Annotated in this window: 10 protein-coding genes; 4 read left to right on the top strand and 6 right to left on the bottom strand. The window is 40.0% G+C overall.

All coding sequences use genetic code 11. The features are described from left to right. Positions 1–120 precede the first annotated feature (120 nt). Positions 121–1,362, top strand: coding sequence for an aminotransferase class I/II-fold pyridoxal phosphate-dependent enzyme (locus ABIB30_RS16135; RefSeq protein ID WP_068395021.1), 1,242 nt, complete (start codon positions 121–123; stop codon positions 1,360–1,362). A gap of 261 nt (positions 1,363–1,623) precedes the next feature. Then, positions 1,624–1,803 (top strand): BF3379 family histone-like protein, encoded by a 180-nt coding sequence (locus ABIB30_RS16130; protein WP_068395023.1) that lies wholly within the window; start codon positions 1,624–1,626, stop codon positions 1,801–1,803. A gap of 69 nt (positions 1,804–1,872) precedes the next feature. Here ABIB30_RS16130 and dapA read toward each other — a convergent pair whose 3' ends face one another. Genes dapA through ABIB30_RS16115 form a run of 3 tightly spaced genes read right to left on the bottom strand, consistent with a single transcriptional unit; the run spans position 1,873 to position 5,525 of the window. Then, entirely contained in the window at positions 1,873–2,754 is an 882-nt protein-coding gene (gene dapA / locus ABIB30_RS16125; protein ID WP_354303716.1) for a 4-hydroxy-tetrahydrodipicolinate synthase, read from the bottom strand. Between the two features lie 4 nt (positions 2,755–2,758). Further along, the gene (ligA, locus tag ABIB30_RS16120; RefSeq protein WP_354303714.1) at positions 2,759–4,777 is read right to left on the bottom strand and encodes an NAD-dependent DNA ligase LigA; all 2,019 of its coding nucleotides are present in this window, start codon (positions 4,775–4,777) and stop codon (positions 2,759–2,761) included. Positions 4,778–4,835: 58 nt separating this feature from the next. Then, on the bottom strand, positions 4,836–5,525 hold the full coding sequence (locus ABIB30_RS16115) for an ACP phosphodiesterase (protein WP_354303712.1): 690 nt from the start codon (positions 5,523–5,525) through the stop codon (positions 4,836–4,838). A 152-nt stretch (positions 5,526–5,677) separates the two neighbouring features. Between ABIB30_RS16115 and tyrS the strand changes: the two genes are divergently transcribed. Continuing rightward, positions 5,678–6,964 (top strand): tyrosine--tRNA ligase, encoded by a 1,287-nt coding sequence (gene tyrS, locus ABIB30_RS16110; RefSeq protein WP_354303710.1) that lies wholly within the window; start codon positions 5,678–5,680, stop codon positions 6,962–6,964. Position 6,965: 1 nt separating this feature from the next. Here the strand turns inward: tyrS and ABIB30_RS16105 are convergent, their stop codons facing one another. The 3 genes from ABIB30_RS16105 to ABIB30_RS16095 are packed head-to-tail and all read right to left on the bottom strand — an operon-like array spanning position 6,966 to position 10,778. Beyond that, positions 6,966–7,964 carry a LuxE/PaaK family acyltransferase gene (locus tag ABIB30_RS16105; protein ID WP_354303708.1) on the bottom strand — a complete coding sequence of 333 codons (999 nt, stop codon included), beginning with the start codon at positions 7,962–7,964 and terminating at the stop codon, positions 6,966–6,968. 21 nt (positions 7,965–7,985) lie between these two features. Then, entirely contained in the window at positions 7,986–8,336 is a 351-nt protein-coding gene (locus ABIB30_RS16100) for a hypothetical protein (RefSeq protein ID WP_354303706.1), read from the bottom strand. A gap of 3 nt (positions 8,337–8,339) precedes the next feature. Further along, a complete protein-coding gene (locus ABIB30_RS16095) occupies positions 8,340–10,778 on the bottom strand; it encodes a penicillin acylase family protein (protein WP_354303704.1) in 2,439 nt (812 codons plus the stop codon). Between the two features lie 284 nt (positions 10,779–11,062). On the opposite strand from ABIB30_RS16095, the gene ABIB30_RS16090 reads away from it, so the two are divergent. Continuing rightward, a complete protein-coding gene (locus tag ABIB30_RS16090) occupies positions 11,063–13,543 on the top strand; it encodes a glycoside hydrolase family 31 protein (protein ID WP_354303703.1) in 2,481 nt (826 codons plus the stop codon). The last annotated feature ends 5 nt before the right edge of the window (positions 13,544–13,548 follow it).

Here is a 13,548-nt window from a genome sequence, read left to right as displayed (position 1 = left end):
TTTTTGGCATAATAATGGATTGCTGGACAGCGGGATTACTGGTTTTTGGGCAATCTTGTATTTCAGCCCCAGAAAGCTTAAATTTGCATAAAATAATAAGACAACTTAAAGACAGATACATTGGATATTTTTGAAAAGATAGCAAAGCATATGGGCCCGCTTGGGCAACACCAAAAATGGTCACATGGATATTTTTCCTTTCCGAAGTTAGAAGGAGCCATTGCACCGCATATGAATTTTCGGGGTAAAGAACATTTGGTTTGGAGTTTAAATAATTATCTGGGATTAGCTAATCACCCGGAAGTAAGAGAAGCGGATTCAAAAGGTGCAGCAGATTTTGGTATGGCTTACCCGATGGGAGCCAGAATGATGTCTGGAAACTCTAAATATCATGAGCAATTGGAGCAGGAGCTTGCAGAATTTGTAGGTAAGCCTGATGCATTCCTTTTAAACTACGGTTACCAGGGCATGTTATCTATCATTGATTGTCTGGTAGATCGAAATGACGTAATTGTTTATGATGGAGAATGCCATGCTTGTATTATCGATGGTTTGCGTCTTCATTTAGGTAAACGTTTTGTTTATAAACATAATGATATTGAGAGTGCCCGCAAACAATTGGAGCGTGCTACTAAATTGGTAGAAAGTTCTGGTGGCGGTATTCTTGTGATTACTGAAGGCGTTTTTGGCATGTCAGGTGCACAGGGTAAACTGAAGGAAATTATTGAATTGAAAAAGGACTTCAATTTCCGCTTGTTAATTGATGATGCACATGGATTTGGTACGATGGGTAAAACTGGTGCCGGAACACATGAAGAGCAGGATTGTATTGAGGGTGTGGATATTTATTTCGGGACATTTGCAAAATCAATGGCTGGAATCGGTGCTTTTGTTGCTTCTTCAGAAGAAATAACTAATTTCTTCCGTTATAACATGCGTTCTCAGACTTTTGCGAAAGCATTACCAATGCCAATGGTAATTGGTTTATTAAAGCGCTTAGAACTGCTTAAAAACAATCCTGAGCTGAGAGAAAAACTTTGGAATATTGCAACTACACTACAAAAAGGGCTGAGAGCACGTGGCTTTGATTTAGGGATTACAAATACCATGGTTACTCCGGTATTCTTAAAAGGTGAATTGTTACAAGCTACTGCATTGACGATGGATCTTCGCGAGAACTATAGCATCTTCTGTTCTATTGTAGTGTATCCGGTTATTCCTAAGGGCTTAATTGAGCTTAGACTAATACCAACTGCAATGCATACTTTAGAAGACGTTGAGCGCACGCTGGAAGCCTTCAGTGAAGTTGCTGACAAGCTGAAAAGTGGCTATTACAATGACAATAAATTCAGCCCGGAATAGCTGATTTCTATAAATAAAAAAAGGCCCTTTACAGTTATGTAAAGGGCCTTTTTTTATTTCCTTATTTTGTATCTTATTGTTTTTCAACGATATATCTTCTATTTTTTGATGAATTTGTGAATAACCATGCTTTTTGTGGATAAAAACAGGGTTTTATAGGTTCTAATTGTGATATTAATCTTTCATTTATTAGAATAAAGCGCTTACATTAGTAATTGAGTATTAATCAACCCTAAAAAATAAACCAAAAGGTAATTAGAAATGAAAAAATTTGATGAGTTAAAGAAGCTTGTTACCACATTAGAAGCTGATGCAGACAAGTTTTACAACAAAGCCAACAGTGCTGCCGGAACGCGTGTACGTAAAGGAATGCAGGATCTTAAAAACATAGCTCAGGCTATTCGTTTAGAGATTCAGGAGACCAAAAACAAAGAGGCTTAAACCAATTTCTTGTTTTGAATTTTATAGCGCCCCGGGTAGTACCGGGGCGTTTTTTGTTTTAAGAGGAGCTTATAAACTAATTTGTTTGATTTGAGTGCTGATCAGCTGGGCCAGGCGGCCGGATGCTGGTACTAATGGTAAGCGTACCTGATCACCACAAACGTTGAAGTATTTTAAAGCAGCCTTAATTCCTGCCGGATTACCTTCTTCGAAAACTAACCTTGTGAACTCCACTACTTTCAGATGAAGAACCTGAGCAGCTTTGAAATCACCTTTCAGGGATAATCTGATCATTTCTGAGAATAAAAGAGGGAATGCATTTCCGACTACTGAAATTACACCCACTGCGCCTAAGGAGATCATGGGCAAGGCCACAGGATCATCACCAGAAATCAGTAAGAAATCTGCTGGTTTATCTCTCATAATCTGATTGAACTGATCAAAACTTCCTGAAGCTTCTTTCGTTCCGATTATATTTTTACAATCTACTGCTAAACGGCAGGTTGTTTCTGCACTAACATTACTTGCTGTACGGCCAGGAACATTATAAAGCAATACATCCAGGTCTGTAGACTCACTGATCGCTTTGTAGTGCTGATATATGCCTTCTTGTGTAGGTTTATTATAGTATGGGCTTGCCGAAAGTATTGCGTTGTAACCTGAAGCATCGAATTCTTTGACTTCCTGAATAACTTCTGCTGTGTTGTTACCGCCGATACCGGCAATAAGTGGTAATCTGCCGTTGTTTATTTCTGCTGTGAATGCCCAGATCTTCTTCTTTTCGTCCTTATTGAGTGTTGCTGTTTCACCTGTAGTACCCAATGATACCAGGTATTCTACCTTCCCGTCAATCTGGTAGTTGATCAGTTTTTTCAAACCGTCGTAATCTACCGATCCGTCTGCGTTAAATGGTGTAACCAGAGCTACACCCGTTCCATGAAATTTGTTCATTTTTTTAATCTTTATTCAACATCTCTAATAAGTCGTTCTCCGAAATCAGGGGAACATTCAACTTTTGGGCTTTCTCTAATTTTGAAGGACCCATATTATCACCTGCAAGCAGGTAATTCAATTTAGCAGAAATACTACTTAATATCTTTCCACCATTGTTTTCGATCAGGTCTTTCAGTTCTTCTCTGCTATATTGTTCAAAAACTCCCGAAATTACGAATGTTTTTCCAGTTAATTTGTCACTATCCAGTGTTATTATAGTCTGAATAGCCTCAAATTGTAGTCCATGTGCTTTTAACAGGTTAATCTGATCAATATGAGCCTGTTTACTGAAGTATTCCAGGATACTTTCTGCAATACGGCCGCCAATTTCATCGATTGCTGTTAATTCTTCGAGCGTGGCAGCAATTAAGCGGTCAATGTTTCCTGTTCCAATCGCTAATTTCTTAGCAACTGTTTCACCAACATACCTGATTCCTAAACCAAAAAGTACTTTTTCAAAAGGCACCTGCTTGGACAATTCTATGCCTTTCAGCATGTTTTCAATAGAACGTTCACCGAATCTTTCTATGTTTTTTAATTCTTCAGCTCTGTCTTTTAAGGTATATAAGTCACTGATATGACTTAATAAACCTCTCTGGTAAAAAGATTCTATAGTTTCATCACCTAGTCCATCAATGTTCATCGCCTTTCTGGAAATGAAATGCTGGATTTTACCCACAATCTGCGGACGGCAGCCTTCGTCATTCAGGCAATAGAAAACAACTTCGCCCTCTTTACGAACCAGCGTAGTCCCGCATTCAGGACAGGTAACCGGGTAAATAACGGGTTGTGAACCTTCTTTTCTCTTTTCATGGTTCACCTCGATGATCTTTGGAATAATCTCACCACCTTTTTCTACAAATACACTATCTCCAACATGAAGATCCAATCTTTCAATTTCATTGGCATTATGTAAAGTAGCGCGCTTAACCGTTGTTCCGGCAAGTTGTACTGGTTTTAAGTTGGCTACCGGAGTTACTGCTCCAGTGCGTCCCACCTGGTAACTCACGCTTTCCAGGATCGTCTCTACCTCTTGTGCTTTATATTTATAAGAGATTGCCCAGCGTGGAGATTTAGCTGTAAATCCTAATTCCTGCTGCTGGGTAAAGCTATTTACTTTGATCACGATACCGTCGATGTCATAGCTGAGTTTGAAACGTTCATTTTCCCAGTAATGAATAAATTCGAGTACTTCTTCAATATTGCTGCTCAGTTTAGTATGTTCTGAAACATGGAAGCCCCATTTATTGAGTTGCTGCAAGCTTTCCCAATGTGTTTTAGCGTATTCTTTTTCAGTATGTAAGAAATAAAAGAATGCATCCAGAGGTCTTTTGGCAACTTCTTTAGGATCCTGCATCTTTATTGTGCCTGAAGCAAAGTTTCGTGGATTTGCATAAGGTATCTCTCCGAGTTCTTCTCTTTCTTTATTCAGTCTTTCAAAAGCTGCACTGTGCATTAATATCTCTCCCCTGATTTCAAATAATGCAGGTGTGTCTGCTTTTTTTAAGTGATGGGGGATATTACTGATTGTTTTTACATTGGCAGTGACATCATCGCCTTTGGTTCCGTCTCCGCGGGTAACTGCTCTTAATAATTTGTTATCCTGGTAAGTCAGGCTAATAGAAAGTCCGTCGAATTTCAATTCGCATACATACTCAAAGTTATCACCTATTGATTTTTTGATCCGTTCGTCGAAATCACGCAAATCCTGTTCATTATAGGTGTTACCCAAAGACAGCATTGGCCATCTGTGTTTAACGGTGACGAAGTTTTTAGTGATATCACCTCCAACTTTTAAAGTCGGAGAATCAGGATCTGCGAATTCGGGATGTTCTTTTTCAAGTTTCCCCAGTTCTTCCAGTTTCTTGTCAAACTCGTAATCGGCAATAGTTGGCATTGCGAGTACATAATAATTATAACTGTGTTGGTTAAGTTCATGAACCAACGCGTCCATAGTGTCTTTAATAGTGGATTGCGACATAAGGCGAAGTTACTAAATCGGCTGATTTGCTTGTTTATTTTAATGGTTTTTTTTGTAATCAGAAGGATTGTCCGGCCAGTTCCTGCTCGATCTGATCGAATATGGTCAGAAAACCCTGCTTGTCCAGTTGTTGCTTAAACTCTTCAAGCTTCAGTGTCAGAATTTCAAGTTGCTTTTCTGCAAATGGATTGAGCCATAACCGCATACAAATGCGGTTCAGTGCATAGGTGATATTTTCAATTTTTTCATAGCTGAACAGATACTCATTGGAGATAAAGTTATCCAGAAAGTGAGCAAAACGTGGCTGATCCGTTAAGCCTGCATACTTTAAAAATCCGGTTAAGGATTCGGTGTGTGCACCAGCTAGTTGCTGATAAAAAAGAGCGGTATCTACTTTTTTCTGAGTTAAAAGCAGGTGATCAAGGATAAGTTCCAGACCAATATGTGCTAAAAAAAAAGGCTTTACAGGGCCGGTTTGTAAGGCTGGCAGGATCAGCTGTTTGAGTATAGCAGTCTGTTCCTTGAAAAATGCAGACGAATGAAATAAACGATCTACTTCCAGGTGTCTTTTCCATCCGCTAAGTAAGGATGCATAGTCAGGCACATCTCTGAAAAGGTATTCGTCTTTTTGTGGATTGAGGTTCCAGTCTTTGTCTGCATTTTTAATCAGGTCTGGCAACACAACTCCCATCACCATATAATCATTGGAGTTTTGCCGTTCAAAATAAAAGTGCGAAAGAAAGTTCATCGTTTTACAAAATAGGATTTTTTTATCAGGGAGCTGGAAAAATGGCCCAAATAACCCATAATTATTTATACCTGACAAGAATCTGTCCAAGATGATCTTTTAGGAGCCGCTAAGTTTAAACGGTTTCTTATCTTTGCCGAAATTATAAAGCGATGACCAATTTTGTTGATGAATTAAGATGGAGAGGCATGTTACACGATATCATGCCCAATGCAGAAGATAAATTAAATGAAGGCATGTGCTCAGGATATATAGGTTTTGATCCTACGGCTGATTCGTTACATGTTGGTCACCTGACACAGATTATGACATTAATCCACTTTCAACGCGCTGGGCATAAGCCTTATGCACTTGTTGGTGGCGCTACTGGTATGGTTGGCGACCCGTCAGGTAAATCTGAGGAAAGAAACTTACTGACTGAAGAGACATTAGCTCATAATCTGGATGGAATTAAAAAACAGTTGAATCAATTCTTAAGCTTCAGCGCTGAAGGTAATGGTGCGGTGATGGTTAACAATGCAGATTGGTTTAAAGGATTCAGTTTTCTTGATTTCATCAGAGATGTAGGTAAACACATCACTGTGAACTACATGATGGCGAAGGATAGCGTGAAAAAACGTTTAGAAGGTGATACTGGTATGTCCTTTACAGAATTCAGTTACCAGCTGATCCAGGGTTATGATTTTTATTATTTATGGAAAAATAATAATTGTACGATCCAGATGGGTGGTTCTGATCAATGGGGCAATATTGTGACCGGAACAGAATTTATCAGAAGAAAAGATAGGGGAACCGCTTATGGATTGACTACACAACTGATCAAAAAGTCGGACGGTACTAAATTCGGAAAAACGGAAAGCGGCGCGATCTGGTTAGATCCTGAAAAGACTTCTCCTTACAAATATTACCAGTTCTGGTTAAATGCTACAGATTCGGATGCCAGATCATGGATACGTATCTTCACTTTGCTGACGCAGCAAGAATTGGAGAAACTAGAAGCAGAACATGATGCAGCACCTCATTTGAGGATCTTGCAGAAAGCATTGGCTACTGATATTACCATCAGAACACACTCGGAAGCTGCTTTAGAAACAGCGGTAAAAACTTCAGAATTCTTGTTCGGTAATGGTTCTTTGTCCTTTTTAGAGAGCCTGAGTCCTGCGCATATCCTGGAGATATTTGAAGGTGTGGCTCAGTTTGTAATTAGCCGTGAAGAATTAGCGTCAGGTATTGATGTAGCTACTTTACTGGCAGAGAAAACTACGGTATTCCCATCTAAAGGAGAAGTGAAGAAAACTATCCAGGGTGGTGGATTGAGTATTAATAAAGAAAAAGTAGCAGAGGTTACTGCCAGTTATACTGTCAGCAACCTGATTAATGATAGATATATTATCGTTCAGAAAGGTAAAAAGAACTATTTCCTGTTAATCGCGGAATAGTTTACTGAACCAGCAGGTTACAACCTCTGATGTCTGCATTGTCGAAACGGCCAAGTACTTCAAAGGAACCGCCAGGCAATAACCGGCCCAGATCCTGTGTAGCGATAAACGAACAGGAGTTAATATTGGCAAGATCTATAATGTTGATGCCTCCTGTCTGATTAGAATTGAGGAGTGTTAGGGGATCATTCGTATCCCTTAGCACAATCTTCATCCAGTTTGGACAATCAAATACACCTTCTCCAGAAGAATAAGCTTGTGAAAGCAGTTCAGTCATTCCATATTCACTGTGAATGGCATTAACTCCAAATCCACTTTTTAATATTTCGTGTAGTTCTTCTCTGACCATTTCTTTCCTTTTTCCTTTCATACCGCCTGTTTCCATCACGATTAATTCGGGAAAGTCTAATTGGTGGGTTTCAAGAAAGTCGAGCAGGGCATAAGTAACACCAATTAACAGTGTTGGCTGACCTGCATTTTTTAAGGCGGTTAACTTTTGGAAAAGCTCTTCGTGGTTATGTAAGAAATAACCACTATCAGGATGTTTACTTTGATTCAGCAATGCATCAATCATATAGATGAGCGAAGAGCCATCTCTTTCCAGATAGGAAGGAAGCAAAGCCAGCAGACAAGTGTCTGCAACCGGACCGTAGAATTGTTCAAATGCTTTGTTAAAGCTTTTTTCGTATACACTCAGGTTGGTCACCATATGTTTGCTTTGCACCATTCCTGTAGTTCCAGAGCTGCTGAAAACAATTTCCTCCGGATCAGTATTACTGACTACCCGATGGGTTTTAAAAAAGCTGATCGGCAGATAAGGGATGCCGGCAACCCGGGTGATCTGTTCAGGTTTGATATTCAGGTGAGTGATAAACTGACGATAGGGTACACAAAACTCCGCCTGGTGTTTGAACACGGCCAGCGCAGTTTCATTAAACTGTTGTTCGTCGCGGATTGAAAATATTTGAGGAATTAAAGCTTTCACGCCGCAAAAATACATAAACAGATCATTAGATAAATTTTATGCGGTCGTTTTTTTAACCAGTACTGCTTTTCTGAACTGGTAACCACAGTAACCGCTTACCGCAGCTACAAAACCGCCTAACAATGCTGAAACTAACAGGACTAACCACCAGGCATGAAGACCAAACATCTCAGCCACGCGCGAAACCAGCAGGTTATTATTCGGCAGGCTCTGATATAAAGCGATGCTTGTCCATAACAGTGCAATTGCAAAGAAGGGTTGCCACAATGATAATTTTGCTGTTTTACCAATTAACCCGCAGGTAGCAAAGGAAAGGATTACAATGATCCACCAGGGTAAAATCATTTGTAATAAAAAAGAAGCGATAAGTATAACGAGAAAGACCATGTGCTATTTTTTAGAAATTTTTAAACGAGAAAGAACTTTGCCCTGAGTATCTTCAGCTGATTGCATCAGATAGAGGTCATATAATTTACCATCTGCCCAGGTATTGAGCATGTCATCATAGAAAAAACTACCCGGATTACCAGATTGTCCACCTGGATATACGCCGTGACCTTTGGGAATTTTTCCAAGCTCAACGATCATCCTCCACGAAGGACCATTTTTTTCACTCAAAGCATTAATTGTACTTTTTGCTCCTCCGATCATGAGTGTTTCCGAGCCCATTCCCGGTATGTTGGCTAAATGAGGTACATGGGTCTGTTTCACATTTGCCCATTGCCATCTTTTACCAATCGGCCCGTATTTTCTTTCCAGACTATCGCAGGTATATTTGAAAGCTTCATTAACCAGGTCATTCAGGGTTTCCTTTTGTGGGGTATTTACGTTGTCGAACCATTTTGAACCGGGGTCTTTCAAAATCAATTCTACAGTCCGGTCTTTGGAGGGGTAACGCATGGGTACCGAGGCAATCGTAAATTCATCATCCCAGATATCAATAAATAAACGTTTAGTCCACAGGTCGAAAATACTTCCTCCAATTGCTTTTGCGGTAAAGAATTTGTCCCATTTAGCAGTGATCTCCAATGCTTCTTTTTGTGTTGCATTGAGTTTTGAAGGGTCAATTTTTGAAAGCAGTGTTGGCAGCAGATCCTGCGCCAGAATACTGTAACTGTCGCTTTGCATAATCCGGATACTATCGGCAGTTGCTTTTGTCATTGCTTTTAGCCTGTCATTAATTCTCTTGCCGCGTTCGTAGGAGCCAAATTCCCAATTGATGTAATAAGGATAGGATGGATCAGTAGAGGACTGGTTTGCTGAGCTTACAAAGTTTCTTTCCGGATTTTTAACGGTCGGATTGTGTGCATAAGGTATCCATCCCTGCCAGTCATTCTCAGGATCAGATCCATCGAGGATAAACTTGCCCTGATCTTTCCATTTCAAAGGGAATTTTCCATTTGCTGTAATGGCAATATCATTCGCAGAAGAAGCAAAAATGAAGTTTTGGGCAGGCGCGGTATAATAAGTGAGTGCTTTCCGGTAGTCATTGTAGTTTTTACCTCTGTTCAGTAAATAGAAAGTCATCAGCTCATTTGATTTATCATGAGCGATCCAGCGTAGTGCATTACCTGTAGGCACATTGTTAGCCATACTGAACTTTTCAGGTTTCTGAAAATAAACAACCGGGCCATGGTGGGTATAGAAAACGGTATCTATTTCGTTTTTAGCACCTCTGATTTTTATCGTTTCCAATCTTACTGTAGTGTTCTTCCACGCGTTATTATATTTGTACTGTTTGTGCGTTTCATCTTTGAATTTGATCTGATAGAAGTCCAGTACGTCTGCGGCAACATTGGTTACGCCCCATGCAATATCTTTATTGAAACCGATGGTGATACCCGGAGCGCCTGGAAGGGATACTCCATAGGCATTAAGCCCAGGTGCGTTTAACTGGATCTGGTACCAGATGGAGGGTAATGTTAAATTCAGGTGTGGATCATTGGCAAGAATAGGATATCCTGAGGCTGTTTTTGCACCAGAAAGTGCCCAGTTATTGCTGCCAATTCCATCTTCCAGTACCTTGGTTTTTACTTTACCTGTGGTCGCTTCATTGTAACCGCCAGGAGTTTGCGGAACTTGCAGTGGTTTAAAATCCCATTTTGTGCCTGCTGGAATAATCGGATCTTCACGGAAAGGATAATCAGGAAATAAATCAGCAGTTACTTCAGGGCCATATTTTTTCATAATGTTGGTCATGTAAAATTCATCTGAGCCCATAGCCAGCACTGCAGACATTTGTTTCAGCAGCAACGCGCATTTAAGTGGTGTCCAGTCTTCGGGTGTAAAATCCAGGATCTTATACTCTAAAGGAAGTTGTGCAGTGGAAAGGGAGTGGATATAGTCATTGATTCCAGCGGTATAAGCATCAATCATAGCTTTTGATTTAGGGTTTTCCATCATTCCTTTTAAAGAATTTTCGGCTCCGTAAACCATACCCATCCGGCGTTGATATCTATCAACTTCAATTGCTTTAGCACCTACTACTTCAGAGAGCCTGCCGGCTGCAAAGCGTGTCTGAAAATCCATTTGCCATAAACGGTTCATTGCCGTGATATATCCCTGCGTATAATAAACATCATGGTCATTTTTAGCAAAAATATGAGGGATCATACGGTCATCAAATACGACCTCCACAGCCTCTTTGGTCCCTTTAAGACGAATTGCACTATTTTTCGCAACAGTCATTTTCTCTGCATTCTGCCAGAAACCAGTAAAGGGATTAAGGAATTTTAAAAGTGGGGGCAGGGGACCAAATTTTGTGTTTAACACAAAGGCTAGCAGTATAGGTATAATGACGCAAATGAATGCTTTAAATTTGTTCTTCATATTTGATTGAATTACCGGTTAGAGAATTTGGTATCCTATGGCAATTTAATATAAAACTGGATTGATTGCTAATCTTAATCATCTTTGTGATTTTCGGCTGAAGATGGTCGCTGGTTTGTTCAACAAAATGCTAAATAGATTCAGCAAACGCTATTTTGATCTGGACGTGTGAAATTTCTGTTAGAATTATATCTGAAAAATCTTGTGTTTTGGCATAATAATTAACACTTTAGCTAGGTCAATCAGACAGTTTATACACACAAACAGATTACGAAAACCTTTTTATGGAAGAATTCGAAGAGCAAGGAAATGAAATAACGGACAACGAAAATATCAAGGAAATAGTTGAATCCACTATTCAACATTTAAATAATCCTGTATTAGCTTTAAAACCGATAGTTAAGAAATATCTGACCAGAGTTCAGGAAGTTCGTCAGGATGGGAATAAATTTTTCTTTTCAGACGGAGAAGCCAGCGTAGAGGTAAGAGTAGTAAGTAATGAAATTATACGGGTCAGGCTCGCACCTCACAGTGTTTTTCTGGAAGACTTCTCGTATGCTGTTCCGGTTGTGGATCAGAAAGTAAGTACTTTCAGGTTCGATGAAGAAGAAGATTATTATGCAATTGCAACCAATACGGTGACTTGTAAAATCAGGAAAGAGGATTTTCATATTTCATTTACGGAGAATCTGTCCCAGTTGGTGATGAGTGAAGACGCCTCTCCGATGCACTGGGAAGAAAATGCAGACTTTGGTGGTTATTATGTTTTTGCGACTAAAAAATGTTTTCCGGAAGAGAACTTTTTTGGCCTTGGTGATAAATCGGGAAATATGAACCTGCGGGGCCGGCATTTTCAAAACTGGAACACGGATGCTTATTCTTTTGGATGGGATCAGGATCCTTTGTACAGAACAATCCCGTTTTATACTGGTGTACATCAAAAATCTGCTTACGGTATTTTCTTTGACAATACTTTCCGCTCTTATTTTGACTTTGGTAAAGAAGACAATGATAAGACCAGTTTCTGGTCGGATGGTGGCGAATTACAATACTATTATATCCACGGGCCACACATGATGGATGTGGTGAAACGTTATCAAACTTTGACAGGAACACATCCTATGCCCCCTAAATGGGCTTTAGGTTATCATCAGTGCCGCTGGAGTTATTATCCGGAGACGAAGGTAAAAGAAATTGCAGATGGATTCCGTTCCAGAGATATCCCTTGTGATGCGATTTATTTCGACATTGACTATATGGATGGCTACCGCTGTTTTACCTGGAATAAAAAGCATTTTCCTGATCCAAGGAAAATGATCAAGGAACTAGCTGACGATGGATTTAAAACCGTTGTGATGATTGATCCTGGGATTAAAGTAGATGATAACTACTGGGTTTTTAAAGAAGGAAAAGAAAATAACTATTTCTGCAGAAGAAGTGATGACTATTTTATGGAAGGTCATGTTTGGCCGGGCAGATGCCAGTTCCCTGATTTCACGAATCCGACGGTAAGAGAATGGTGGGGTGGATTATATAAAGAGCTCGTAGATATGGGCGTTGCTGGAGTATGGAATGATATGAATGAGCCGGCGGTATTCGGTGCAGGAACTTTTCCAAACGATGTACGTCATAATTACGATGGGCATAGAGGTTCACACCGTAAGGCACATAATGTTTACGGGATGCAAATGGTACGTTCAACTTATGACGGCTTAAAGAAGCTGATGCGTAATAAACGTCCTTTTACAATTACCCGTGCGGGATATGCTGGGATGCAGCGTTATGGTTGCGTCTGGACAGGTGATAATGTAGCGAGCTGGGAACATTTAAAAATAGGAAATATACAATGCCAGCGGATGTCCGTTTCAGGAGTTCCTTTTTGCGGAACTGATATCGGAGGATTTAGTGGAGAGCCGGATGGAGAATTATTTACCAGATGGATTCAGTTAGGTACATTTTCTCCATTTATGCGGGCACACTCTGCTGGTGATACGGCTGAAAGAGAACCATGGAGTTTTGGAGAGCCTTATACAGCAATCAACCGTAAGTTTATTGAATTGAGATACCGTTTAATGCCATATTTTTACTCTGTATTCTGGGAGCATCATCGTTATGGTTTCCCAATCCTGAGACCTCTGGTCATGTTGGAGCAGGAAAATGTGAGCAATCATTTCAGGCAAGATGAATTTGCCTATGGGGATAAAATCCTGGTTTGCCCGATTTTAGAGCAAGGGGCCGTTTCAAGGACGGTGTATTTGCCAAAAGGACAATGGTACAATATCTGGACGCATGAATTACTTGCCGGAGAAAAAGAACATTTAGTAGATGCACCATTAGAAAGCATGCCTATTTTCATCAAAGCGGGAGCTGTTATTCCAGAGTATCCCGTGATGCAGTACGTGGGAGAAAAACATGTGGACGAGGTGTTGTTGAATATCTTCTATGCGAACTATGAAGTGAATTCATTCTTCTTTGAAGATCATGGGGACACTTTTGCGTATGAGCAGGATATTTATTCGGAGAAAAAGTTCACGGTTAAAGGAAACGACCGCCGCCTGCTGATCCAGCAGAAACTGGAAGGTTTGTATACGCCGAACTATGAAACTTATAATTATAACTTAATTGGCATTCCTTTTGGAGTTAAGAAAGTCATTGTAGACGGATTGGAAATTAAAGACTATTTTACTGACGATAGAAACTGCTTACGTTTTAAGAGCAATAAAAACTTCTCTGTGATACAAATTCAAGGAGATCAGGGAGATTAGGAAAC

The sequence above is a fragment of the Pedobacter sp. UYP1 genome, from assembly GCF_040547305.1.
Classification (GTDB): Bacteria; Bacteroidota; Bacteroidia; order Sphingobacteriales; family Sphingobacteriaceae; genus Pedobacter.
This window is presented reverse-complemented; position numbering and strand designations above follow the sequence as displayed.

Excerpts from the sequence above, each read along its gene's own strand:
- dapA (WP_354303716.1), bottom strand. The coding sequence starts at position 2,754 with ATGAACAAATTTCATGGAACGGGTGTAGCTCTGGTTACACCATTTAAC.
- ABIB30_RS16105 (WP_354303708.1), bottom strand. The coding sequence starts at position 7,964 with ATGTATTTTTGCGGCGTGAAAGCTTTAATTCCTCAAATATTTTCAATC.
- ABIB30_RS16130 (WP_068395023.1), top strand. The coding sequence starts at position 1,624 with ATGAAAAAATTTGATGAGTTAAAGAAGCTTGTTACCACATTAGAAGCT.
- ABIB30_RS16100 (WP_354303706.1), bottom strand. The coding sequence starts at position 8,336 with ATGGTCTTTCTCGTTATACTTATCGCTTCTTTTTTATTACAAATGATT.
- ligA (WP_354303714.1), bottom strand. The coding sequence starts at position 4,777 with ATGTCGCAATCCACTATTAAAGACACTATGGACGCGTTGGTTCATGAA.
- ABIB30_RS16115 (WP_354303712.1), bottom strand. The coding sequence starts at position 5,525 with ATGAACTTTCTTTCGCACTTTTATTTTGAACGGCAAAACTCCAATGAT.
- ABIB30_RS16090 (WP_354303703.1), top strand. The coding sequence starts at position 11,063 with ATGGAAGAATTCGAAGAGCAAGGAAATGAAATAACGGACAACGAAAAT.
- ABIB30_RS16095 (WP_354303704.1), bottom strand. The coding sequence starts at position 10,778 with ATGAAGAACAAATTTAAAGCATTCATTTGCGTCATTATACCTATACTG.
- tyrS (WP_354303710.1), top strand. The coding sequence starts at position 5,678 with ATGACCAATTTTGTTGATGAATTAAGATGGAGAGGCATGTTACACGAT.